The organism is Brevibacterium salitolerans (assembly GCF_039531405.1).
GTDB lineage: Bacteria > Actinomycetota > Actinomycetes > Actinomycetales > Brevibacteriaceae > Brevibacterium > Brevibacterium salitolerans.
This window is the reverse complement of the sequence record NZ_BAAAPZ010000001.1, coordinates 124,457-147,214: the sequence shown is the minus strand read 5'-3', so window position 1 is coordinate 147,214 and position 22,758 is coordinate 124,457. Positions and strand designations below refer to the sequence as shown.

The 22,758-nt window shown below is 70.6% G+C and carries 17 protein-coding genes; 10 read left to right on the top strand and 7 right to left on the bottom strand.

Features of this window, described 5'->3' with window-relative positions:
• Positions 1-7 precede the first annotated feature (7 nt).
• Positions 8-1,300, top strand: a complete 1,293-nt coding sequence (locus ABD240_RS00645) for an MFS transporter (RefSeq protein WP_344334393.1) — start codon at positions 8-10, stop codon at positions 1,298-1,300.
• 107 nt (positions 1,301-1,407) lie between these two features.
• Positions 1,408-2,310 (top strand): polyphosphate kinase 2, encoded by a 903-nt coding sequence (gene ppk2, locus ABD240_RS00640; protein ID WP_291798892.1) that lies wholly within the window; start codon positions 1,408-1,410, stop codon positions 2,308-2,310.
• A 108-nt stretch (positions 2,311-2,418) separates the two neighbouring features.
• On the opposite strand, the gene ABD240_RS00635 is transcribed toward ppk2, so the two are convergent.
• The 4 genes from ABD240_RS00635 to ABD240_RS00620 form a co-directional block, all read right to left on the bottom strand.
• Entirely contained in the window at positions 2,419-3,072 is a 654-nt protein-coding gene (locus ABD240_RS00635; protein WP_344334391.1) for a DsbA family oxidoreductase, read from the bottom strand.
• A 78-nt stretch (positions 3,073-3,150) separates the two neighbouring features.
• A complete protein-coding gene (locus ABD240_RS00630; protein ID WP_344334389.1) occupies positions 3,151-3,720 on the bottom strand; it encodes a cysteine hydrolase family protein in 570 nt (189 codons plus the stop codon).
• 148 nt (positions 3,721-3,868) lie between these two features.
• Positions 3,869-5,038, bottom strand: a complete 1,170-nt coding sequence (locus ABD240_RS00625) for a TIGR01906 family membrane protein (RefSeq protein WP_344334387.1) — start codon at positions 5,036-5,038, stop codon at positions 3,869-3,871.
• A 107-nt stretch (positions 5,039-5,145) separates the two neighbouring features.
• The gene (locus tag ABD240_RS00620; protein WP_291798842.1) at positions 5,146-6,069 is read right to left on the bottom strand and encodes an AEC family transporter; all 924 of its coding nucleotides are present in this window, start codon (positions 6,067-6,069) and stop codon (positions 5,146-5,148) included.
• Between the two features lie 168 nt (positions 6,070-6,237).
• Here ABD240_RS00620 and hrpA point away from each other — a divergent pair, with 168 nt between their 5' ends.
• Positions 6,238-10,590 carry an ATP-dependent RNA helicase HrpA gene (hrpA, locus tag ABD240_RS00615; protein ID WP_344334384.1) on the top strand — a complete coding sequence of 1,451 codons (4,353 nt, stop codon included), beginning with the start codon at positions 6,238-6,240 and terminating at the stop codon, positions 10,588-10,590.
• 6 nt (positions 10,591-10,596) lie between these two features.
• Here the strand turns inward: hrpA and ABD240_RS00610 are convergent, their stop codons facing one another.
• Positions 10,597-12,297, bottom strand: a complete 1,701-nt coding sequence (locus ABD240_RS00610) for a flavin-containing monooxygenase (protein WP_344334382.1) — start codon at positions 12,295-12,297, stop codon at positions 10,597-10,599.
• On the bottom strand, positions 12,294-13,358 hold the full coding sequence (locus ABD240_RS00605; RefSeq protein ID WP_344334380.1) for an alpha/beta hydrolase: 1,065 nt from the start codon (positions 13,356-13,358) through the stop codon (positions 12,294-12,296). Before ABD240_RS00605 ends, ABD240_RS00610 begins: the two co-directional genes overlap by 4 nt.
• A 248-nt stretch (positions 13,359-13,606) precedes the next feature.
• Between ABD240_RS00605 and ABD240_RS00600 the strand changes: the two genes are divergently transcribed.
• The 3 genes from ABD240_RS00600 (at position 13,607) to ABD240_RS00590 (ending at position 16,410) form a co-directional block, all read left to right on the top strand.
• The gene (locus tag ABD240_RS00600) at positions 13,607-13,981 is read left to right on the top strand and encodes an SdpI family protein (protein ID WP_344334378.1); all 375 of its coding nucleotides are present in this window, start codon (positions 13,607-13,609) and stop codon (positions 13,979-13,981) included.
• Between the two features lie 342 nt (positions 13,982-14,323).
• Complete coding sequence (gene erm / locus ABD240_RS00595) at positions 14,324-15,073, top strand: 23S ribosomal RNA methyltransferase Erm (RefSeq protein ID WP_425546975.1); 750 nt, start codon at positions 14,324-14,326, stop codon at positions 15,071-15,073.
• A 266-nt stretch (positions 15,074-15,339) separates the two neighbouring features.
• Positions 15,340-16,410, top strand: coding sequence for a Fic family protein (locus ABD240_RS00590; protein WP_344334374.1), 1,071 nt, complete (start codon positions 15,340-15,342; stop codon positions 16,408-16,410).
• Positions 16,411-16,480: 70 nt separating this feature from the next.
• Here ABD240_RS00590 and ABD240_RS00585 read toward each other — a convergent pair whose 3' ends face one another.
• Positions 16,481-16,876 carry a hypothetical protein gene (locus ABD240_RS00585; protein ID WP_291798865.1) on the bottom strand — a complete coding sequence of 132 codons (396 nt, stop codon included), beginning with the start codon at positions 16,874-16,876 and terminating at the stop codon, positions 16,481-16,483.
• A gap of 44 nt (positions 16,877-16,920) precedes the next feature.
• On the opposite strand from ABD240_RS00585, the gene ABD240_RS00580 reads away from it, so the two are divergent.
• The 4 genes from ABD240_RS00580 to ABD240_RS00565 all read left to right on the top strand — a co-directional run bounded on the left by ABD240_RS00580 (position 16,921) and on the right by ABD240_RS00565 (position 22,608).
• The gene (locus ABD240_RS00580) at positions 16,921-18,522 is read left to right on the top strand and encodes a peptide chain release factor 3 (protein ID WP_344334371.1); all 1,602 of its coding nucleotides are present in this window, start codon (positions 16,921-16,923) and stop codon (positions 18,520-18,522) included.
• A gap of 175 nt (positions 18,523-18,697) precedes the next feature.
• Positions 18,698-19,783, top strand: a complete 1,086-nt coding sequence (locus tag ABD240_RS00575; protein ID WP_344334369.1) for an inositol-3-phosphate synthase — start codon at positions 18,698-18,700, stop codon at positions 19,781-19,783.
• 260 nt (positions 19,784-20,043) lie between these two features.
• Positions 20,044-21,621 carry an AbgT family transporter gene (locus ABD240_RS00570; protein WP_344334367.1) on the top strand — a complete coding sequence of 526 codons (1,578 nt, stop codon included), beginning with the start codon at positions 20,044-20,046 and terminating at the stop codon, positions 21,619-21,621.
• 174 nt (positions 21,622-21,795) lie between these two features.
• Positions 21,796-22,608, top strand: coding sequence for a Bax inhibitor-1/YccA family protein (locus tag ABD240_RS00565; RefSeq protein WP_291798878.1), 813 nt, complete (start codon positions 21,796-21,798; stop codon positions 22,606-22,608).
• Positions 22,609-22,758 lie beyond the last annotated feature (150 nt).

Below are 22,758 nucleotides of genomic sequence, written 5' to 3'. Positions count from 1 at the left end.
TGCACGCATGTCGCCCGCTTCCTCCGCTCCACCGCCTGACCGGTCCCGGAGAGGAGACGGCGCCGGTCCGCCCCCGGACGCGCGTCGCAGGCGGATCCTGGGCTGGCGCGGCCTGGCGCTGGGCGTGCTGGGGCAGACGACGGCGACGATCGTCCTCGTGGGGCCCTCCTTCCTTATCCCGCTCCTGCGGGACGCCGGCTATTCCCTCACCCTCGCCGGCACCGCAGCGGCTTCCACCAGCTTCGGCATGGTGCTCACCCTCGTGGCGTGGGGTGCGCTCGCGGACCGCCGCGGGGAACGGCTCGTCATCGCCGCGGGTCTCCTCGGCGCGGCCGCGATCACAGGGCTGGGCGTCGTGCTCTCCCGTGCAGGGATGCTCGCACACCCGCTGTCGCTCATCTGTCTGCTCGCTCTCGCCGGCGCGGCCTGCGCGAGTGTGAACTCGGCGACCGGGCGGGTGGTCGCGGGCTGGTTCTCCCGGGAGCGGCGCGGTCTGGCGATGGGGATCCGGCAGATGTCCCAGCCCCTCGGCACAGGCATCGCCGCCGTGACGGTGCCCGCTGTGGCGGCGCTGTGGGGGATCACCGGCTTCCTCGTCCTCGCCGCCGTGCTGGCCGCCGTCTCCGGTGCGGCCTGCTGGGCGGGCGTGGTCGATCCTCCGCGGCCCGCGCGCGCCGAGGTGGAGGATCCGGACGACCTGCCCACCGGTGCGCCCTCCTCGGTCAACCCGTATCGCGGGGATTCCTTCCTCCTCCGGATCCATGCGGTCTCCGCGCTCCTCGTCATCCCGCAGTTCACCTTCATGACCTACGGACTGGTGTGGCTCATGGACGTGCAGCGGATGGAGGCGCACACGGCCGGCCTGGTGGTGGGCGTCGCGCAGCTCGTGGGTGCGGCCGGGCGCATCGTCATGGGCGGCCTCAGCGACCGGGCGCCCTCGCGCATGTTCGTGCTGCGTATCGTCGCCCTCGCCGCCGCGGTCCTCACCGGGGCCGTCGCCGCGACCAGCCTGGGCGTGATGCCCGTGCTGGGTGCGGTGGTGCTGGTGCTCGCCTCCGCGGCCTCGGTCGCGGACAACGGCCTCGCCTTCACCTCCATCGCCGAGGCCGCGGGCAGCCGCTGGTCCGGCAAGGCGCTGGGGATCCAGAACACCGGTCAGCATCTCGTCTCCTCCGGCGTGGGCCCCGTGGTGGGCGCCCTCGTCACGGCGGCCGGCTACCCGCTGGCGCTCGCGTGCGTGGCCGGCGTCCCGGTGGTCGCCTCGCTCCTGGTGCCGCGCAAGGACGTGGAGCGGGACTGAGCGTTCGCCGGTTCATCGCCGGGGCGGACGCGATTCACCGGACGCTCACCTCGGGCGGCTAGTCTCGGAAACCTGCAGGAACACGTGAAGGACGGTCAATGGACAACATGCATCCCCGGCAGCGGGAGAACCTCCGGGAGTACATCGACCGGCTTCACCTGGAGGGATACCACGTCGCAGACGGGCACACCCACGATCCGGACCTCATCGATCCGGGCGGCCGTGCGGTGGAGACGTGGCGCGAGGGGTATCCCTACGAAGAGCGCATGGACCGTGAGGCCTATGAGCTCGAGAAGTACCGCCTGCAGGTGGAGCTGCTGAAGTTCCAGTACTGGGCGCAGGACGAGGACCTCAAGCACGTCATCGTGTTCGAGGGCCGGGACGCCGCAGGCAAGGGCGGCACCATCAAGCGGTTCACGGAACACCTCAACCCGCGTGCGGCGAGGGTGGTGGCGCTGGGGAAGCCGTCCTCCGTGGAACTGGGGCAGTGGTACTTCCAGCGGTACGTCCAGCATCTGCCCACCAGCGGCGAGATCGTGATGTTCGATCGCTCCTGGTACAACCGGGCGAACGTGGAGCGCGTCATGGGCTTCTGCACGGACGCGGAGTACGAGACCTTCATGGAGCAGGCGCCGCTGTTCGAGAAGATGCTCATCGACTCCGGCATCCACGTCACCAAGTTCTGGTTCTCCGTCACCCAGGCGGAGCAGCGCACGCGCTTCGCGATCCGGCAGATCGACCCGGTGCGCCAGTGGAAGCTCTCGCCCATGGACCTCGAGTCCCTGGACCGGTGGGAGGACTACACCGCCGCCAAGGAGCAGACGTTCCTGCGCACGGACACGGACTTCGCCCCGTGGATCACGATCAAGTCCAACGACAAGAAGCGTGCGCGGCTCAACGCCCTGCGCTACTTCCTCAACCAGTTCGAGTACGAGGGGCGCGACGACTCCGTGGTCTACCCGGCGGACGAGCTGCTGGTGAAGCGCGGCCGGGACGCGGTCGACGACTGAGCTCCCCGGCGGCGAGGGCACACGTCGCGACGTTTCGCACCTTTCAACGGTGTGCCCATGCGTGCACACCGTTGAAAGGTGCGAAACGTCATGGCGTCCGGCGGGATCTCACTTCCGGGCGTCCTCGTGTGAGGCCTGCCAGGCGCGGTCGAGCGCCGCGGTGAAGACCTCGACGGGCTGAGCGCCGGAGACGGCGAAGGTCATGTCGAGCACGAAGGTCGGCACCGAGCGGATGCCGAGCGCCGCTGCCTCGTCGATGTCCGCCTCGACCGCACGGATGCGGGAGCCCGAGGCCAGCTCGTCGCGGACAGCCTGTTCGTCGAGGCCTGCGCGGACGCCGATCCGCACGAGCGCCTCGGTGTCCCCGATGTCCGTGCCGTGCTCGAAGTGGGCGCTGAGCAGCGCCTCCTTCACCTCGCCGGCGAGGCCCTGCTCCTTGGCGAGGTGCAGCAGCTGGTGGCCGCGCACGGAGTTCGCCACCACGAGGGAGTCGAAGTCGTAGTCGAGCCCTTCCCCGGCCGCCTGTTCGCGCACGTGGGCGAACATCTGGCGGACCTGCTCCTCGGGCATCCCCTTGCGGGTGGAGAGGTACTGCGCCTCGGTGCCGTCGTAGTGCGCAGGCAGCGAGGGGTCGAGCTGGAAGGAGTGCCAGGCGACCGTGACCTCGTCGCGATGGGGAAAGGCAGCGAGGGCCTTCTCGAAGCGGCGCTTGCCGATGTAGCACCAGGGGCAGGCGATGTCTGACCAGATGTCGATGTTCACCTCAGGGGAACGCCGCTTTCGCGGACGGCATTCCCCGCCATCCTGATCGCTCGCCGGAGCCGGTGCGGTTCCCCGCGTTCACCGTCCCTGCGCCCACTCCCGCCTGACCTGCGCGACGGTGCGCAGGTCCGCCTGCCGGTCCTCGGCCAGCTGCGCGATCATCGTCTCGTGGTAGTCGCGGCGCTCGTCCGCGATCGCATCCGTGACGAGGGTCGTGCGGACGTTGTGGGCGTAGGCGTCCCGTGTGGTCTGCGCGATGCAGCCGTGCGTGGAGACCCCTGCCAGGACGATGCGGCCCACGCACAGGTTCCGCAGCCGCAGCGACAGATCCGTGCCGAACCACGCGCTATCGCGGGTCTTCTCCACCCGCGTCATGCCCCCCGTCGCGAGGTCCTCGACCACCGCGGTCGAATCGTCGCCGTGGAAGAGGAAGCCCTGGTCGTCGTCGAGCATGTTGAGGGTCCAGGTGGAACGGTCGCGGCTGTGCTCGGTGGTGATGAGGAAGATCGGGACATCGTGCGCACGTGCCGCATCCGCGAGCGCGTTCGCGGCTGCGACGACCTCGGTTTGCTTCTCCGCCAGACCCGGGTCCTCGAAGAAGGCGATCTGGAGGTCCACCAGCAGCAGGGCGTCGCGTCTGAAGTCCATGCACTCATGGTAGAGCGGAAGCGCCCGTGCAGCGGAGAAAAGAACTGAGGCCGGGCGAGAGGGGAAACCTCGCCCGGCCCCACATCTGTGCGGCGGCGGCGGCCGCGTCCCGGCACGCGTGCGGCGGGACGGTGCGGGCGCCGGAGCGTCAGGTCCGGGCTCTCCTCCGGGACCGGCCCACGAAGCTGATTCCGAAGGCGAAGGCGCAGAGGACGAGCGCGATGACGCCGGCGCCCACACCCGCGTCCACCCAGAACTGCGGCGGGAACAGGCGGATGAGCGAGTCGTCGAGGTAGAACGTCCAGGTGCCCTCCGCGAAGAAGACCTCGTGGAACCCGGTGAAGAACCTGTCCCAGCCCAGTGCGCCGAGCACTCCCAGCACGGCGAACAGTGCGACGGTGAGGATCGCGCCGGCGCGCAGGCTCCCGCGCATGCCGCTGCCGCCTGCCCTGCACTTGTACAGGCCCAGGAGGATGGTGCCGATCGCCGCGATGATCGCGATGAGCGTGAGCAGCCCGATGAGCGCCTTCACGTCCGCCATGTGCGCCAGCTCGCCGGCGGTGAACACCGGCACGCCGTCCGGGGTGACGACGTCCCCCAGATACCGCGCCGAATCGAGGTTGTAGAGGTAGTCCACCGTGTAGGAGCCGTAGTGGAGGCGGTCCTCCGCGGTGAAGCCGTACTGGTCCTCCGGGAAGCCGGGACGCCAGAAGTAGGTCCACTTGAGGAAGGTGCCCGAGGCCACCACGCGGACCGCGAGTGCGGCGATGATGAACGGGAGGGAGAGCGCGATCCACACGGCACCCACGATGTCGAGGGGATTGCGGCGGCGGTCCTCCGCGCCCGCGTCCGCGGCGAAGGCCGCGGCCTCCTCCCGGTCCGCGTCGAGCTTCGCCGCGCGCTTCGCGGCTCGCCGCTCCGCACGGGTGGGCTTCGCGGGTGCGGTCTGCGCGGACGCGGTCTCCGTGCGGGTGGTCTCCGAGGCGGTGGTCTCCGCGGCGGCGGGCGTCTGCGAGGCGACCGTCGGTGCGCCGGCGGCGGTGCCGGCACCGATGAGGGCCCACTCCTCCTCCGAGATGAGGGCGGGCTTGGACCCGGCGCCGGGCTCGTCGAACGGGTCGAACACCTGCGTGTCCTCGAGCTCTGTGCCGCTGCCTGCCGTCTCCGCGGCCTCGGTGCCGTCGTCGGCCCGTTCGGGCGCTGCATCGTCCTCGGCGGGCGCGGCGAGCTGCGCGGCGGTGGGCTCGTCGCCCTCCGGCTGGGAGCTCAGCCTGCGGGACAGGAGGTCCTCGGGCTCGTGCGGATCGTCTGGAGTCACGCTGTCATTGTTCTTCAGAGGCCCGGCCGGAGCGGGGAGGACACGCCCACGGCGGCGGATCTCGCGGACGCACCCGGCTGCGGAGCAGGACGGAGGCGCGTCATGCGCTAGCCGAGCAGCACGGAGACGAGTATCAGCGCCGGCACGGAGAGGATCGTGGTGATGAAGACCGCATCGCGCACCAAGCCCTCCGACTGCTTGTACTGCATCGAGTAGATGAAGACGTTCTGCGCCGTGGGCAGCGCGGAGGTGATGACGATCGCGAGCAGGTCCACACCGTCCCAGCCCAGCAGCGGCCCGCCCACGGCCCAGGCGATCGCCGGCTGCACCACGAGCTTCACGACCGTGATGAGAGTGAGGTGCGCACGCGTGCCCTTCACCGGCAGGCTCCAGCCGTCGCGGAAGCTGAGCCCGAACGTGAGCAGGGCACCGGGCACGGACATCGCCCCCATCATCTCCAGCGGATCGAAGAGCACCGGCGGGAGGGTGAGACCCGTGCCGGAGGCCGCGATGCCCAGCACGCTGCCGATCACGATGGGATTGCGCACGATCGACAGCAGCGGCGACCACCAGTGGCGCGCTCCGCCGGGACCGGTGGCGTCGAGGATCGCCATCCCGATGGGAGCGAGGATCAGCAGCTGGAAGAGGAGGACGGGCGCCACATAGCTGATGTCGTGGAGGACGTAGGCGGCGATGGGTATGCCCAGGTTCCCGATGTTCACGTAGCTCACGGCCCACCCGCTGAACAGGGCCTCTCGCGCTGTGCCGCGGCGTGCGAAGCGGACGAGGCAGAAGAGGAGGAGCGCGCAGACCGCCGCGGACCCTCCCGTCGCCAGCAGCTGGGACGAGAAGATGAACTCCAGGTCCGTCGTCGCGATGGTGGTGAACAGCAGCGTGGGGGTGGCGATGTAGAAGACGATCTTCGCGAGCACCTGCTGGCCGTGCGGGCCCAGGAGATCGAACTTCCCGGCCAGGAACCCGGTGAGGACGATGACGGCGATGACGCCGAAGCCCTCGAACACCGCCAGCACCGCTCTGTCCCTCCCGTACCCGTTCCGAAGTCGTCTGCCCGTGGCTGAGGTGCATCTCCCCGCCGGCCCACCCGTGTGCCCGCCTGTGACGTGCAGCGGAGGCCGATGCGTGTGGACGGGCCACTGCGACTGTACGCCGGTGTGCGGGCCGGTAGCCTTGTGTTCGCGATGAGAGACGAGCAGACGGGCCCCGCAGAGGGCCGGAGGAAGAACCGCCGCCGAGGCCGAGGAGGCTCCCAGCGCGGATCCGGGGACGAGCGCCGCGGCGCGGGCCGCTCCGCTCGCGGAGCCGGCCCCGCGGGTCGCGGGCCGGGCGGAGAGGGGCAGGGCGGCAGGGACCGCAGCGGATCCGCCCGCGGCACCTCCCTGCCCTCAGCCGCACAGCACGAGGCCCGGCGCGCGCTGCGCCGGGAGGCCCGCGCGGCGCAGGAACCGCTCCTGGAGTACCCGCCCGAGCTGCCGGTCGTCGAGCACCGGGAGGAGATCGCCGAGGCGATCCGCGACCACCAGGTCGTCGTCATCGCCGGCGAGACGGGTTCGGGGAAGACCACGCAGATCCCCAAGATCTGCCTGGAGCTGGGCCTCGGCGTCGAGGGCATGATCGGCCACACCCAGCCGCGCCGCATCGCCGCACGGTCCGTCGCGGCGAGGCTCGCGGACGAGATGGGGGAGGAGCTGGGCGAGACGGTGGGCTACCAGGTCCGCTTCACCTCGCAGGTGGCCGACCGCACGCGCGTGAAGGTGATGACGGACGGCATCCTGCTCTCCGAGCTGCGCCACGACCGGATGCTGCGCGACTACGAGGTCCTCATCATCGACGAGGCGCACGAGCGCAGCCTCAACATCGACTTCATCATCGGCTTCCTCACCCGGCTCCTGCCGCAGCGTGAGGACCTCAAGGTGATCATCACCTCCGCGACCATCAACCCGGAGGCGTTCAGCGAGCACTTCGGGGACGCGCCCATCATCTCCGTCTCCGGCCGGACCTTCCCGGTGGAGGTCCGCTACCGTCCGCTCGACCCGGCCGAGGAGAGCGGGCCGGACGCGGGCGCCTCGACGGAGGGCGCGGATGCCTCTGCGGAGGCACCGGACCCCGCCGCGGAGGGACTGGACCCGGAGGAGGCCGCACTGCTGGCAGAACTCCGCGCGCTCGAGGCCGAGGAGACCGGCGGTGCACAGCAGGGCACCCGCAGCTCCGCACCCGGCCCCCGCACGCCGGCACGGCGCGAGCCCAAGGATCAGGTCGAGGGGATCATCGAGGCCGTGGACGAGCTCTCTGCGGAGGCGGAGGGGGACATCCTCGTGTTCCTCTCCGGCGAGCGGGAGATCCGCGATGCCGCGGACGCGCTCAGCGACCATGTGACCCGCACCCGGGGCCGGAACCGGCGGTACCCGGACTGGGAGATCGTGCCGCTGTTCGCACGGCTGAGCTCCGCGGAGCAGCAGCGCGTCTTCGCTCCGCACTCCCGCCCGCGCGTGGTGCTGGCGACCAACGTCGCGGAGACCTCGCTGACGGTGCCGGGCATCCGCTACGTCATCGACACGGGCGTGGCCCGCATCTCCCGGTACTCGAACCGGACCAAGGTCCAGCGGCTGCCCGTCGAGCCCATCAGCCAGGCGAGCGCGAACCAGCGCAAGGGCCGTTCCGGGCGCACGAGCGAGGGCATCTGCATCCGGCTGTACTCGCAGGCGGACTTCGAGTCCCGCCCGGAGTTCACGGACCCGGAGATCCTGCGCACCAACCTCGCCAGCGTGATCCTCCAGATGGTGACGCTCGGGTTCGCGCACACGGAGGCCGAGGCGGCCGAGTTCCCCTTCCTCACCCCGCCGGACCCCCGCGCCGTGCGGGACGGGCGCGCCCTGCTCGGGGAGCTGGGCGCGCTGAAGTCGCACCGGGACGGCCGGCTCGCCGTCACCGGGATCGGCCGGAAGCTCGCCGCCCTGCCCATCGACCCCCGCCTGGCGCGCATGGTGCTCGCCGGTGCGGAGAACGGCTGCGGCGCGGAGGTGGCGGTCATCGTCGCCGCACTCTCCGTCCAGGATCCGCGCGAACGTCCTGCCGAACAGCGCGGGGAGGCGGACGCCGCGCACGCCCGCTTCACGCACGCCTCGAGCGACTTCCTCTCCTTCCTCACGCTGTGGAACTACGTCCGCACGCAGTCGCAGGAGCTCTCCGGCTCCAAGTTCCGCCGGACTCTGCGGGCCGAGTTCCTCAACTACGTGCGGATCCGCGAGTGGCAGGACCTCGTCTCCCAGCTGCGCGCGCTCGCCGGGCGCGCGGGCATCCAGCTGGGACAGGTGGAGTGGCGTGCGGATTCCGACGATCCCGGCGAGGCGATCCACCGCTCGCTCATCACGGGCCTGCTCTCGATGATCGGCCAGAAGACCCCGGACGGCCGGGAGTACGCCGGCGCCCGCGGTGCGAGGTTCGCGATCTTCCCCGGGTCCGGCCTGTTCAAGCGCAAGCCGGACTTCGTCATGGCCGCCGAACTCGTGGAGACCTCCCGCCTCTGGGCGCGCACCGTCGCGGCGGCGGATCCGGACTGGGCGGTGGCCGCGGCCGGGGATCTCGTCAAGCGCACCCATGCGGACCCGCACTGGTCGCGCAGCGCCGGGCAGGCCGTGGCGCAGGAGAAGGCCACCCTCTACGGTGTGACGCTCTACTCGGACCGCTCCGTGAGCCTCACGCGGATCGACCGTGAGCACGCGCGGGAGCTCTTCCTCCGCCATGCCCTGGTGCAGGGGGAGTGGCGCGAGCAGCACGCCTTCCAGCAGGCCAATGCCGCGACGCTGGCCGAGGCGGAGGAGTTCGCCTCCCGCACCCGGGACCGCCGTGTGCTCGAGGGCGAGGACGCGCTCCTCGCCTTCTACGCGGAGAGGGTGCCGGAGGACATCGCGACGGCGAGCGAGTTCACCGGCTGGTGGCGGAAGAAGCGCCGCGAGGACCCCGGGTTCCTGGACGTGCCCCTGAGCACGCTGCTGGCGGAGGGGGCGGAGGACCGGACCGCCGAGCTCGCCCGCCTCTACCCCACGCACTGGGCCCTGCCCGCGCGGGAGGAGACCGAGGCCGAGGCCCGGGCCGAGCTGCGGTACTCGTTCGAGCCGGGGACGGAGGGCGACGGGGTGACGGCCGAGATCCAGGTGAGGGACCTGGAGCGCGCCGATCCGCAGGCCTTCTCCTGGCAGGTGCCGGGACTGCGCGAGGAGTACGTCTCCGCCCTCATCCGCTCGCTGCCCAAGGCGAAGCGGACCTACTTCGTCCCTGCCCCGGACGTGGCGCGGGACATCCTCGGCTCCCTGCGCGCCGCCGGGGAGGAGGGCCGGGGCAGCCTGCCGGAGGTACTCGCCGCGGAGCTCACCGCCCGTGCCGGCGGTGGGCGCCTGGAGGACCGGAACCCCATCACGGTCACCGCGACCGACTTCGACCTCGGGCGGGTGCCCAGCCACCTGCGCATGCGGTTCCGACTCATGCGCGGCTCGCGTCGGCTGACGGAGTCCTTCGACCTCGCACAGCTGCAGCAGGAGCAGCGGCGCCGGCGCGCGGAGAAGCGGGAGCAGGAGAAGAGCTTCGGCGGCCCCCGTGCGGCGGCACCGGGCGGGGCGCAGGGCACCGGTGCCGGCCGCGCAGGAGCACGCGCGGACGGTGCGGCCGGAGGAGGAACGGCCTCGGGCTCGCCGTCTGCGCGGCTGCCCGGCAGGGGCCGGGGACAGGCGCCGGAGGCTCCCAGCCGCGAGGATCTCGTCGATGCCGTGGTCGCGGGGGCGGGCGCGGTGCTCGGCTATGTGAAGGAGCACCTCTCCACGCAGGAGAAGCTGGTGCTCGCCGCGCACCAGAAGCGCACCGACGCCCTGCTGCAGGCGGTCCTGCGCGTGGCCGCCCGCGGGGAGCTGGTCGCGGCGGGCGTGGGCCCGGACGGGCGGATGCTCCCGGGTGAGGGCTCGGAGTCCGGTCAGGCGCCGGATGCGGACGCGCTCGCCCGTGCCGCCCAGGCGGGGCTGCCGCAGCGGATGGACGTCCTGCTGCCCGCCCTGGTGAAGGCTCTGGAACGGGCCACTGTGCTGGACAAGCTGGTGACGTCCTCGTCCTCGCTCGTGATCCTCGCCAACCTCACGGACGTGGGGGACTGGCGGCAGGCGATGTGCGCCGCCGAGGGCGTGGCCGGGCTGAGCGAGGCCGCGCTGCTGCGCCTGCCCGTGTGGGTGGAGGCCGCCTGCATGCGCGTGCGCGCCATGGTGGACCAGCCGCCGCGGGACCGGCAGCTCATGGACAGGGCGCACACGGCGGAGGCCGCGGTGGAGAGGAAGCTGCAGAGCGCACTGCCGGAGGCGGCGCGCCTGGGGCGGGCCGCCCGCCTGGGTGCGACGGTGGAGCGCACCCCCTCTCCCAGCCAGCCGGGGGAGGGGTGGCACGGCGTGCTCTTCTCCCTCGAGGAGCTGCGGCTCAGCCTCTTCGCCCCCGCGCTCGGTGCCATGGGCAAGGTCTCCGAGCAGCGGGTGCAGAAGGCGCTGGCGAAGCTCTGAGCACGCTCAGGCCGCGCGGACGGGGACCTGCTCGCCGGAGCAGTCCGCGAACCGGAAGCCGTGGTGGTTCGCCGCGGTGAAGCCCTCGACCAGGCCGATGTAGGTGTGCGAGCCCCCGGCGAACGGCATGAACACCCGCTCTTTGCCGGGGATGTTCGCCCCCATGTACCAGGAAGCGCCCTGCGGCATGAGGGAGGCGCCTGCGATGTCGTTGTTGACCTGCACCCAGTCGTCCTCGGCCTCGGGCCGGGCCTCCACGCGGGTGAGCCCCCGCTCCCGCATGGTCGTGAGCAGACGGGTGATCCAGTCGACGTGGAACTCGATGGAGACGAGCATGTTCGTGAGCACGGAGGGGCTCTGCGGGCCCGTCACGGTGAGGAGATTGGGGAAGCCCGCGGTCATGAGCCCCAGGTAGGTGCGGGGACCGTGCTCCCACTTCTGCGCGAGTGAGAGCCCGCCGGCGGTGATGTCGATCTGCGTGATCGCGCCCGTCATGGCGTCGAAGCCGGTGGCGAGCACGATGACGTCGACCTCGAAGTCCTCCCCGCCGGCGCGCAGTCCGGTCTCCGTGAAGCGCTCCACCGGATGGGTCGAGGCGTCGTGCAGGTGCACATGCGGCAGGTTGTAGACCTCGAAGTACCCGGTGTCCACGCACATGCGCTTGGACGCGAGCGGGTAGCTGCGCGGCGAGAGCAGCTCGGCCAGCTCGGGATCATCCACCCGGGCGCGGATCTGCTCGCGGGCGTACTCGGCGAGCACCTCGTTGCTCTCGGCGTTCGTCATGACGTCCGTGAAGGCGCGCGAGTAGCCCAGTCCGCCTCGGGCCCAGCGCGCGTCCAGCTCCCGCTCCACCTCCTCCGCGCTGTGGTCCGTGAGGGGTGTGGTCCCGTCGTAGGTCGCGAAGCCCAGGCCCGAGGCCCGGTCCGCTGCACGGATCTGCGCATAGTCCCGCTTCACCGCCGCGCGCTCCTCATCCGTGAGCGTGCGGTTGTGCGCGGGGATGGCGAAGTTGGGGGTGCGCTGGAAGACCTCCAGGGCCGCCGTCTGCTCCGCGATGGCCGTGATCGTCTGGATGCCCGAGGACCCGGTGCCGATCACCGCGACCCGTCTGCCCGTGAGGTCCACCCCGTCATGCGGCCAGTCCGAGGTGTAGCAGAGCTCCCCGGCGAAGTCCTCCATGCCGGGGAACTGCGGGCGCTGCGGCACGGAGAGGCAGCCGGTGGCCAGCACCACGAACCGGGCCGTCCAGGTCTGCCCGCCGCCGTGAGGGATCTCCTCCGCCGGCGCTCCCGGAGCGCCCTGGACTCCCTGCGCCGTGGCGGGAGAGGTGCGCACCGTCCAGGTCTGCGTCGTCTCGTCCCAGTCGAGGCCCTCCACGCGGGTGGAGAAGGCGATGTCGCGGCGCAGGTCGAAGCGGTCCGCCACGTGCCGAGCGTAGGCGAGGATCTCCGGCTGCGCGGCATAGCGTTCGGACCAGTCCCACTCCTGCTGGAGCTCCTCGTCGAAGCTGTAGGAGTAGTGCGTGGACTCGATGTCCACCCGTGCTCCCGGGTACCGGTTCCAGTACCAGGTGCCTCCCACCTCGGTCGCGGCGTCGAACACGCGCACCCGGAAGCCGGCCTCCCTGAGCCTGTGGAGCTGGTACATGCCGGCGAACCCGGCGCCCACGATGACGACGTCGTAGTCGGTGCTGCAGTCCGTGCTCACTGTGCTGCCTCCTGGGGTGCTGCTGTCCGGGGTGTGGCCGCCTGCGGTGCGGCAGAGGCGTGTGCGCTCGCCTCGGACCGTGGGCTGACCTCGGGATCTGTGCTCGCCTCGGGATGCGCATGCGGCTCCGCTCCCGCGACCGTCCGGATGCGGGCGGCGACCTTCTCCAGGCCCTCCGCGTAGCCCGGCAGGAGGTTCGCCATCTGGAAGAAGATGTGCATCTGGCCCTCCGCGGTCTCGCATTCCACCGGCACTCCTGCGGCCTCGAGCGCGCGGGCGTAGTCCAGGCCTTCGTCGAAGAGGGGATCGTGTTCGGCCAGGAGCACGTACGCCGGGGGAAGCCCACGCAGGTCGGGATGGCGCAGCGGTGAGGCATCGGGCTGCGTGCGCGCCTGCGGATCCGGGAGGTAGTGGTGCCAGAACCACTCCATCGTCGGCCGGCTCAGGAGCAGCTGGTTCTCCGGGGCGTTGTAGGAGGGCCGGGAGAAGTCGCAGTCCGTGACGGGGTAGACGAGGATCTGGAGGTCGAGGTGCGGGCCGCCGCGGTCCCTGGCCCGCTGTGCCATGACGGCGGCGAGGTTGCCGCCGGCGCTGTCACCGGCGATGACGAGAGGGACATCGGCGCCCGCGAGCTCTGCACGATGTGCGTCCGCCCAGAGGAGGCCGGCCCAGGAGTCCTCGACCGCGGCGGGGAAGGGGTGCTCCGGTGCCTTGCGGTAGTTGACCATGACCAGGACGGTGCCCGAGGCCAGCGCGAGCTGGCGGGCCATGGTGTCGTACTGGTAGTCGATGTCGCTGGTCACCCAGCCGCCGCCGTGGAGGTAGACGACGACCGCGGCCGGCCGGCCCGGGGGAGTGAGCACGCGGACGCGGAAGCTCCCGCCGTCCGGTGCCGGCAGGTCGTGTTCGGCCACGGCGTCCACCTCCGGCCCGGGGCCGGAGAGCTGCGCGAGCACGGGCCCGGACATGCGGGCGACGGCGGGGGTCGATTCGTGGACGGGAGGAGAGCCTGCGGCGGCGAGCTGAGCCAGCAGCGACTGTGATGCGGCATCGAGTGTCATACCTCACTGTCGGTCAGAGCTGCGGTGCGCGTCAACATCTTTCTGCGGACGTCCGTACACGGTGGGTCGCGGGCGGCTGAGGAGTGCGTGCGGGGCGCACGCCATCGGTGCGGGGATCTCCGGCGAGTGCGGCCGCGCGGGACGTGCACATAGGGTGGGCATGACGGGAGAGGCCCTGCCGGACGTCCCGCGCGGCCGGTGGATCGCAGCGGCGGAGGCTTCGGAGCGGCGGACGAGGGGGACGGACAGTGGGGGAGGCGCTCATCGGGCTCGTGGGCCTGGGCTTCGGCCTGGTGGTGGTGAGCCTGCTGGTCCCGTGGACGGCGTATGCGGGTGCGCGGGGCCGCCTCGGGCGCAACGGCATGGTGGGAGCGCGCACGGCGGCCACCATGGCCTCGGACGCGGCCTGGCGGGCCGGGCATCATGCCATGATCCCGTTCGCCCAGGCGACCGCTGTCCTGGGCGGCGCCGGTGTCGTCCTCATGGTGCTGTTCGCCCTGCTCTGGGGCGGTGAGGCCGGGATCATCGCGGGGATGGGGGCGATGCTCGCGCAGGTGGGCCTGGTCCTCGGGTCGATCCGCCCGGTCAATCGCGCCGCGCGGAGGGCGGGGACGGGCGCCTGACGGAGGCCGCGGCTCCGGCCGTTGACCGGGAGGACGGGAGATGCCATGCTTGCCCGCATGGGAACACTGTGCACTGCGCCGTTCATGGCGCCCATGATCCGCGACCGCCGCGCCTGACGGCGCGCTCGCACCCGATCCGCTGACGCGCGCCATGAGTCCGACAGGTCATCGCACCTCGGACGGCAGGCGCCCACCGCATCGCCCAGCCCTCCCGCGCACGGGAGCGGCCCGGGCAGGACCCACCGGCCCTCCGAGGTGCTCCGGAACTCTCCTGGAGCGCATCCCTTGGTACGCAGAACCTCCCATCGCAGGAACCCGCACAACCTTCGCCCCGCCGCCTCGGTGTACGGCGGCAGGCACGAGCTGGGGCAGAACTTCCTCGTCCACACACCCACCCTCGACACTCTGACCTCCCTCGTCGCGGAGACCTCCGGTCCCGTGCTGGAGATCGGTGCCGGCGACGGGGCGCTCACGCACCGCCTCGCAGGGCTGAACCGGCCGCTCACGGCGATCGACGTGGACGAGCACCGCGTGCGAGCGCTGCGGCGCTCGCTGCCGGACGCCGTCCGGGTGGAGTGGGCGGACGTCATGCGGCACCCGCTGCGCGCGCCCGTGCTCGTGGGCAACCTGCCCTTCCACCTCACCACTCCCGTGCTGCGCCGTCTGCTCCGGCTGCGGTCCTGGCACGAGGCCGTGCTGCTCCTCCAGTGGGAGGTGGCGCGCAAGCGCGCAGGGGTGGGCGGCCGCACGCTCATGTCCGTTCAGGCCGGGCCGTGGTTCGAGTTCGACATCGTGGGGCGGGTCCCCGCCCGTGCCTTCCGGCCGGTGCCCAGCGTGGACGGGGGCATCCTGCGGATCCGTCGCCGGACCGCACCCCTGGTGCCCGCGGAGGCGCGCGGCGAGTACGCCGCCTTCGCCCACCGGGTCTTCACCGGCGCAGGGGGATCGCTGCCGCGGGTGCTGCAGCGAGCGACGCAGCACCCCGTCCGCCAGGTGCGCGTCGCGCTGGCAGAGGCGGGAGCTGCCGAGAGCTCCCTGCCCCGTGATCTGACGCCGGAGCAGTGGGCGGTGCTGTTCGCCCGGCTGCGGTGAGAGGAGGCCTGGCGAAGGGAAGTGATCCGCACACTGCTCGTTAGTTACTCTTTCCCCTAGAAGGTTCACCAGTGGATGCATGAATCATGCACATGTCAGAGGAGCGGCACATGAGTCGGACTCCGGTGGTCCGTGTTCCCCCGGTCGAGTATGAGACGGGTGAATGGCGACCTCGGCATCCGGAGATGTATTCGCGGGCGGAGTGCGCGCGTCAGACGGGGGAGTACCGCTCGGCGGTCCCTGCGCGGATCGCCGGGTGGCAGCCCATGCTTACGGGAGGCATCGCAGCGGACATCGATGACGCGTCACTCGCGCTCAAGGAGTTCGACGGATATGCGCGGATGCAGCTCGGTCGAGGCAGTGAGCTCGTTCCGATGTCGGCGATCCTGCTGCGCACGGAAAGTGCGTCCAGCAGCAGGATCGAGCAGCTCACGACATCTGCCCGACAGCTGGCGCTGGCAGAGCTGGGGGAGGGCGGGAAGCGCAATGCTGCGGCGGTGGTCGGCAATGTGCGGGCAATGGAAGCTGCACTGCGGCTCTCGGAGTCCATGGATGCAGCCGGGATTCTCCTCATGCATCGGGAGCTCATGGAGCGGCAGCCGGGCTGGGAGGGAGAACGGGGGGCTTTTCGTTCAGGGCTGGTCTGGGTGGGCGGCGCGGACAGCGCGGGACCGCGCGGTGCGGAGTACGTGGCCCCGCAGCACACCCGGGTGGAACCCGCGATTGCAGATCTCACGCGATTCATGGCTCGAACGGATCTTCCCGGACTCGTGCATACGGCCGTGGCGCATGCGCAGTTCGAGACCATCCATCCGTTCTCAGACGGCAACGGACGCACAGGGCGCGCGCTCGTGCATGCACTGCTGCGCTCGACCGGGGTGGTGACGCGGTGGACCGTACCTCTCTCCGCGGGCCTGCTGCGGAGGGTCGAAGAGTACTTCTCGGCGCTGTCCGACTATCGCGCTGGGGACGCGGGCCCGCTTCTCCGCGCGTTCGCGAATGCGGCTCGATTCTCCGCGGTGCGCGGGATCGAGCTCGTGGATGCCCTTGCTGAGCAGTTGGAGTTCTCCCGCGGGCGGCTGGAGGGGCTTCGACCCCAGGCGGTGGCGTGGTCGGTGCTGCCGCTGCTCCTCGGGCGGCCCGTGGTCAACTCGCGCTATCTCGTGGAGGCGCTCGGAGTCAGCCAGGTGACGGTGCAGCGGGCACTCGGCATTCTCGTGGAGAGGGGGGTGCTCAGTGAGAGCTCCGGGCGCGGCCGGAATCGCCTCTGGCAGCACCGCGGCATCCTCGATGTGCTCGACGGCTTCGCTGCGGGTCTGCGCCGAACCGATCTGTGAGGATGCGCGCGAGGCGCCCCCGCTCATGGATGCGGGCGGCTCCTGCACGTGGGCTGGTCGCCCGCATCCCTCACTCCCAGAAGGCTCCGGTCACGAGGCCGAGCAGCGGCATGAGGGCGGCGCAGGCCACGGCGGCCGCCGCCCAGCTCCAGCGCCACCTCCAGCTGTCCCTGCGCCAGCCGGCGAAGAGGCAGAAGAGGGTTCCCACGAGGCAGATGAAGCCGCCCAGCGTCATGAGCACCACGCCGATGAGCGTGCCCGTGTCCGCGTCGAGCTGGATGAGGAGGGAGGCGATCGAGGCGACCTCCACGCTGAAGCGCAGGGAGAACCAGAGGAACGGTCCCGCGATCAGCGCGCCCAGCAGCAGAGGGAGCAGGCGCAGCCACCGGCCGGAGCCGCCGGGGTCGCGGGCGACGACGGTCAGCTCGTCGTCCTGGTCGTCGTGGTGTGTCTTCCGTCTGCTCACTCTCCCAGCCTAAGGGCCGCGGAGGTTGCCTCTAGAATGGCCGGGTGAACTCTGGTCCCTCCTCCTCGCACAGCCCCGCCGACGTCCGCGCGCAGGCAGCCCGCCGCCGGACGTTCGCGGTGATCTCGCATCCGGACTCCGGCAAGTCGACGCTCACGGAGGCGCTCGCCCTCCACGCCCGCGCGATCGGCATGGCCGGCGCCGTCCACGGCAAGGCCGGACGCCGCGCGACCGTCTCCGACTGGATGACGATGGAGCAGGAGCGCGGCATCTCGATCACCTCGGCCGCCCTGCAGTTCGAGTACCGCGACTGCGTCTTCAACCTCCTCGACACCCCCGGCCACGCCGACTTCTCCGAGGACACGTACCGCGTGCTCTCCGCCGTGGACTCCGCGGTCATGCTCGTGGACGCGGCCAAGGGCCTCGAGGCCCAGACGATGAAGCTGTTCGAGGTGTGCGCCCACCGCGGCGTGCCCATCATCACCGTGATCAACAAGTGGGACCGCCCCGGCATGGAGCCGCTCGCCCTCATGGACGAGATCCAGGAGCGCACCGGCATGCTCCCCACTCCTCTCACCTGGCCGGTCGGCCAGTCCGGGGACTTCCGCGGAGTGCTCGACCGGCTCACGGGGGAGTACACGAAGTACACCCGCACGGACGGCGGCGCCAACCTCGCGGGGGAGGAGACCTTCGCCCCGGAGACGGCGGCGGAGCTCGAGGGCGAGGCCTGGACGACGGCGGTGGACGAATCCGATCTGCTGGACATGGAGGACCAGAACCACGAGGAGGCGACCTACCTGGAGGGAAGGTCCACGCCGGTGCTCTTCGCCTCCGCCGTCCTCAACTTCGGGGTGCACAAGATCCTCGACACGCTCGTCGACTTCGCGCCGGCGGCCGAGGCGCGTCCGGACGCGGCCGGCGAGCCGCGTCCCGTCGATGCGCCGTTCTCCGGGTTCGTGTTCAAGGTGCAGGCGGGCATGGACTCCAACCACCGCGATCGCCTCGCCTACGTGCGGGTGTGCTCCGGCGTGTTCGAGCGCGGGATGGTCGTCACGCACGCCGCGACGGGCAAGCCCTTCGCCACGAAGTACGCGCAGCAGGTCTTCGGCCGTGATCGCGAGGTCATCGACGAGGCGTTCCCCGGCGACGTGGTGGGCCTCGTCAACGCCTCCGCGCTGCGCGTGGGCGACTCCCTCTACATCGAGCGCAAGGTCGAGTTCCCCTCCATCCCCACGTTCTCGCCGGAGCACTTCATGGTGATCCGGGCCAAGGACTCCTCCAAGTACAAGCAGTTCCGCCGGGGCATCCAGCAGCTCGACCACGAAGGCGTGATCCAGGTGCTCCGCAGCGATCTGCGCGGCGACCAGGCTCCCGTGCTCGGCGCGGTGGGTCCCATGCAGTTCGAGGTGGTCGAGGACCGCATGAACAACGAGTTCAACGCGCCCAGCACGCTGGAGAGGCTCAACTTCTCGCTCGCACGGCGGACGGTCGCCGAGGACGTCCCCACGCTCGCGCGGGAGCGGAGCGTGGAGGTGCTCAGCCGATCCGACGGCGAGCTGCTCGCGCTCTTCTCCGACCGCTGGCGCCTGCAGGGCGTGGAGCGCGCCCACCCGGAGCTCACGCTCGAGCCGCTCGTCGTGAGCTGAGGGGTCCGGTCCGTGGGGCGCCGGGTCCGCGGGGGAGCCGGCTCCGCGTGCACAATCCCACAGTGGGCGGCTGTCGCCGCCCACCCCCTCCCGGACTACTATGGACTGGCGCCTGAACGACCAGGCCCGTGCGCTTCCGCGCGCAGATGGAATTCCTTGAGGAGAATCGTTAACTGTGGCTGCAAATCCGATTCGGGTCGCGATCGCCGGCCTTGGCAACTGTGCAAGCTCCCTCATCCAGGGAGTGGAGTACTACCGCGATGCGGATCCCCGCCAGAAGGTCCCGGGCCTCATGCACGTGCAGTTCGGCGACTACCACGTGAACGATCTGCAGTTCGTGGCGGCCTTCGACGTGGACGGCAAGAAGGTCGGTCAGGACATCGCCGAGGCCATCGTCTCCAGCGAGAACAACACGCTCAAGCTCGCGGACGTCCCGCCCACGGGGGTGAGCGTGCAGCGGGGCCCCACCTTCGACGGCCTGGGCCAGTACTACCGCGACACCATCGTGGAGTCCGATGCGGAGCCCGTCGACGTGGCGCAGGCGCTGCGCGAGGCCCGCGCGGATGTGCTGGTGTGCTATCTCCCGGTGGGTTCGCAGCAGGCGACGGAGCACTACGCGCAGGCCGCGCTCGACGCCGGCGTCGCCTTCGTCAACGCCCTTCCCGTCTTCATCGCCGGGACCAAGGAATGGGACGAGAAGTTCAGGGCCGCCGGCGTGCCGATCGTGGGCGACGACATCAAGAGCCAGATCGGCGCGACCATCACCCATCGCGTCATGGCGAAGCTGTTCGAGGACCGCGGCGTGGTGCTGGACCGCACGTACCAGCTCAACGTGGGCGGCAACATGGACTTCAAGAACATGCTGGAGCGCACCCGCCTCGAATCGAAGAAGATCTCGAAGACCCAGGCCGTCACCTCGAACACCTCGGCCGACCTCTCCGAGCGCGACGTCCACATCGGTCCCAGCGACTACGTGGCGTGGCTCGACGACCGCAAGTGGGCCTTCGTCCGCCTCGAGGGCCGGAACTTCGGAGATGCCCCCGTCGCGCTCGAGTACAAGCTGGAGGTGTGGGACTCGCCCAACTCCGCGGGCGTGATCATCGACGCCGTCCGCGCCGCCAAGATCGGCCTCGACCGCGGCGTGGGCGGCGCGCTCATCAGCGCCTCCTCCTACTTCATGAAGTCACCGCCGGTGCAGCAGGGCGACGATGCCGCGCACGCCGCGGTCGAGGCCTTCATCCGCGGCGAACTCGACGCCTGAGCGGAACAGCCTCCGCCGGAGCCGGCCGGTCCTCTGCCGGCTCCGCCGCCCCCTGACAGCGGGCCCTGCCGGACGGCAGGGCCCGCTGTCCGCATCGTGGGATCCCTGCGGCCGCACGCGCCGATCGCGGGCACACTCTTCTCCCGGCCCCCTCGATCCGGCAGGATGGGCGGGCGGCCAGCCGCAGCAGTCAAGGACACAGCACCAACCCGGATCCGCACACCCGCACACGGGCGCGGCCGGAGACAGGGAGGCCACCCGTGCCCATCGCAGAAGCGAAGCAGCAGGAACCCCGGGAGGAGAAGCTCGGGTTCCTCATGCGCGCCCTCATCGTCATCGAGAAGGCGGGCAACAAGCTGCCCCATCCGTTCTGGCTGTTCCTCGGCCTCGCCGCCGTCGTCATGGTGCTCTCGTGGGCGCTGTCGGAGGCCGGCGTGTTCGCGATCAACCCGGCGGACGGGGAGGAGGTCCGCCCCACCAACCTCCTGGCGCCGGAGGAGCTGCGCACCTTCCTCTCCGGGATCGTCGACAACTTCGTGAACTTCCCGCCGCTGGGCCTCGTGCTCGCGGTGCTCTTCGGCGTCGCGGTGGCTGAGCAGTCCGGCCTCATCCGGACGGTCATGAAGGTGACCCTGCGCTCGGCCTCGCCGCGGCTGGTCACCTTCGTCGTGGCCCTCGTGGGCTCTGCCGGTTCGATGGCCTCGGACGCCTCGTACATGATCGTCATCCCGCTCGGCGGCGTCGCCTTCGCCGCAGTGGGCCGCAATCCGATCATCGGCATCGCCGTCGCCTACGCGTCCGTCTCCGGCGGCTACGCAGCAGCACCGTTCGTCAATGCCTACGATGCGATCCTCGCGGGCCTCACCACCTCCGCCGCCCACATCATCGACGACTCCTACGTCGTCAGCCCGATCTCCAACCTGTTCTTCAACTTCGTCTCCATGTTCGTCGTCGCCACCGCGATCACGCTCGTGACGGAGCTGCTGCTGAACAAGCGCGGCGAGCAGCTCACGATCGACGAGTCCGCGCTGCAGAACTCCGCGGAGCACGTCGACTTCGCGGAGGGCGTCTCCGCCGCGGAGAAGCGCGGCCTGTGGGCTGCGGGCGTCACCCTGGTGGCCAGCGCCGTCCTCATCGTCCTGCTCTGCCTGCCGGCGGGCTCCGCCCTGCGCGACGAGGCCGGGGCCTTCGGCCCGGAATCCGGCCTGATGGCGGGCATCGCGCCCATCGTGGGATTCGGCTTCTTCCTCGTGGGCATCGTCTACGGCGTGGTGACCCGGTCGATCACCCGCTTCATGGACGTCCCGGAGATGATGGTGGAGGGCGTGCGCCCCTTCGCACAGGTGCTCGTGCTCTTCTTCGCCGCCGCGCAGTTCCTCGCGGTGTTCAACTCCTCGTCGCTGGGCCAGATCCTCGCCATCAGGGGCGCGGAGTTCTTCCGGTCCATCGAGGCGAACACCTTCGTGGTCCTGCTGGGCGGCTTCCTGATCGTGGCGCTGGGCGCCCTGCTGGTGACCTCGGGATCCGGGCTCTGGACCCTGCTCGGCCCCATCCTCGTGCCGATGTTCATGCTCCTGAGCATCTCCCCGGAGACCACCCAGGCGCTCTACCGGATCGGCGACTCCACGACCAACATCATCTCGCCCATGAGCCCGTTCTTCGTCGTGGTCCTCGGCTTCATCCAGAAGTACAAGCGCGATGCCGGGATCGGCACGCTCCTCTCGCTCACCATCCCGCTCAGCTTCGGCCTGTGGGTGCTGTGGGGCGTCCTGTTCTTCGTCTGGTGGGCGCTGGGCATCCCCTGGGGTCCGGGTTCGCCGATCGCCTACACACCCTGAGGCCGCGCGGCGCGGTACCTCCCGCCCGCAGGGCGCCCTGCGGGCTCGGGCTCCGGTGAGGTCACGGCTCCGAAACGATCGGTGCGGAAAGCGGGAATTCCTGGGGCCCGTCTCAGGTTGAGTCCTTAGGATGGACACCATCGAGACCACGACCTATCAGGGGAAAGGATCCCAATGAGCAATCCGCTCGTGCGCCGCGGCCTCAACGAGGGAATCAGGGCCGGACAGACGCAGAACCGCATTCCGGCACCGTCCGCGCAGGACCTGCAGAGCATGTACGAGGCACCCTCGTACCAGCCGCAGCAGTCCGCCTCCGACCGCGTGCTGACCTATGACGACGTCCTCATGAAGTCGGGCATGACCTTCGCGGTCCTGCTCGCGGGCGCCGTCCTCGGCTGGGTCGTCCCGCTCCTGGCCTTTCCGGCGATGCTCGTGGGCCTGGTCCTGGGCCTCGTCGTGGCCTTCAAGAAGGAGCCGAGCCCGCCGCTCATCCTCGCCTACGCGGTCGTCCAGGGAGCCTTCCTGGGCGGCATCTCGAAGAGCTTCGAGACGATGTACGACGGCATCGTCATGCAGGCCGTGCTCGGCACCCTCAGCGTCTTCCTCGTGATGTTCGCGCTGTTCAAGTTCAGGGTCATCCGCATGAGCCCGGGCTTCATGAAGTTCCTCATCCTCGCGGTGGGCGGCTACGCGGTGTTCTCGCTCGTGAACTTCGGCTTCGCGATGTTCAGCGGCGGTCAGATGAATGCCCGGACGATGGAGATCTCCGTCATGGGCATCGAGATGCCCCTCGGCGTCCTCATCTCCGGTGCGGCCGTCGTGCTCGCCGCGCTCAGCCTCGTGGGCGACTTCCACATGATCGAGGAGGGCGTGAAGCACCGCATCCCGGAGAAGTACTCCTGGATCTGCGCCTTCTCCCTCATGGTGACGCTGATCTGGCTCTACGTCGAGATCCTCCGTCTCCTCTCCTACTTCAGACAGGACTGACCAGCAGCATGCCGGACAGGGCCGTCGCAGGCCCGCGGTCCGGCCCGTCGGCTCGGCCGGGAGTGAGCGTGCCGGAGGCGGCTGGGACCGCTGCGGCACGCTCGGAAGGACACTGATGGACGGCAGCGCGCAGGCGGCGGATCTCCACGA

Excerpts from the sequence above, each read along its gene's own strand:
- ABD240_RS00645 (WP_344334393.1), top strand. The coding sequence starts at position 8 with ATGTCGCCCGCTTCCTCCGCTCCACCGCCTGACCGGTCCCGGAGAGGA.
- ppk2 (WP_291798892.1), top strand. The coding sequence starts at position 1,408 with ATGCATCCCCGGCAGCGGGAGAACCTCCGGGAGTACATCGACCGGCTT.
- ABD240_RS00630 (WP_344334389.1), bottom strand. The coding sequence starts at position 3,720 with ATGGACTTCAGACGCGACGCCCTGCTGCTGGTGGACCTCCAGATCGCC.
- hrpA (WP_344334384.1), top strand. The coding sequence starts at position 6,238 with ATGAGAGACGAGCAGACGGGCCCCGCAGAGGGCCGGAGGAAGAACCGC.
- ABD240_RS00605 (WP_344334380.1), bottom strand. The coding sequence starts at position 13,358 with ATGACACTCGATGCCGCATCACAGTCGCTGCTGGCTCAGCTCGCCGCC.
- ABD240_RS00590 (WP_344334374.1), top strand. The coding sequence starts at position 15,340 with ATGCTTACGGGAGGCATCGCAGCGGACATCGATGACGCGTCACTCGCG.
- ABD240_RS00565 (WP_291798878.1), top strand. The coding sequence starts at position 21,796 with ATGAGCAATCCGCTCGTGCGCCGCGGCCTCAACGAGGGAATCAGGGCC.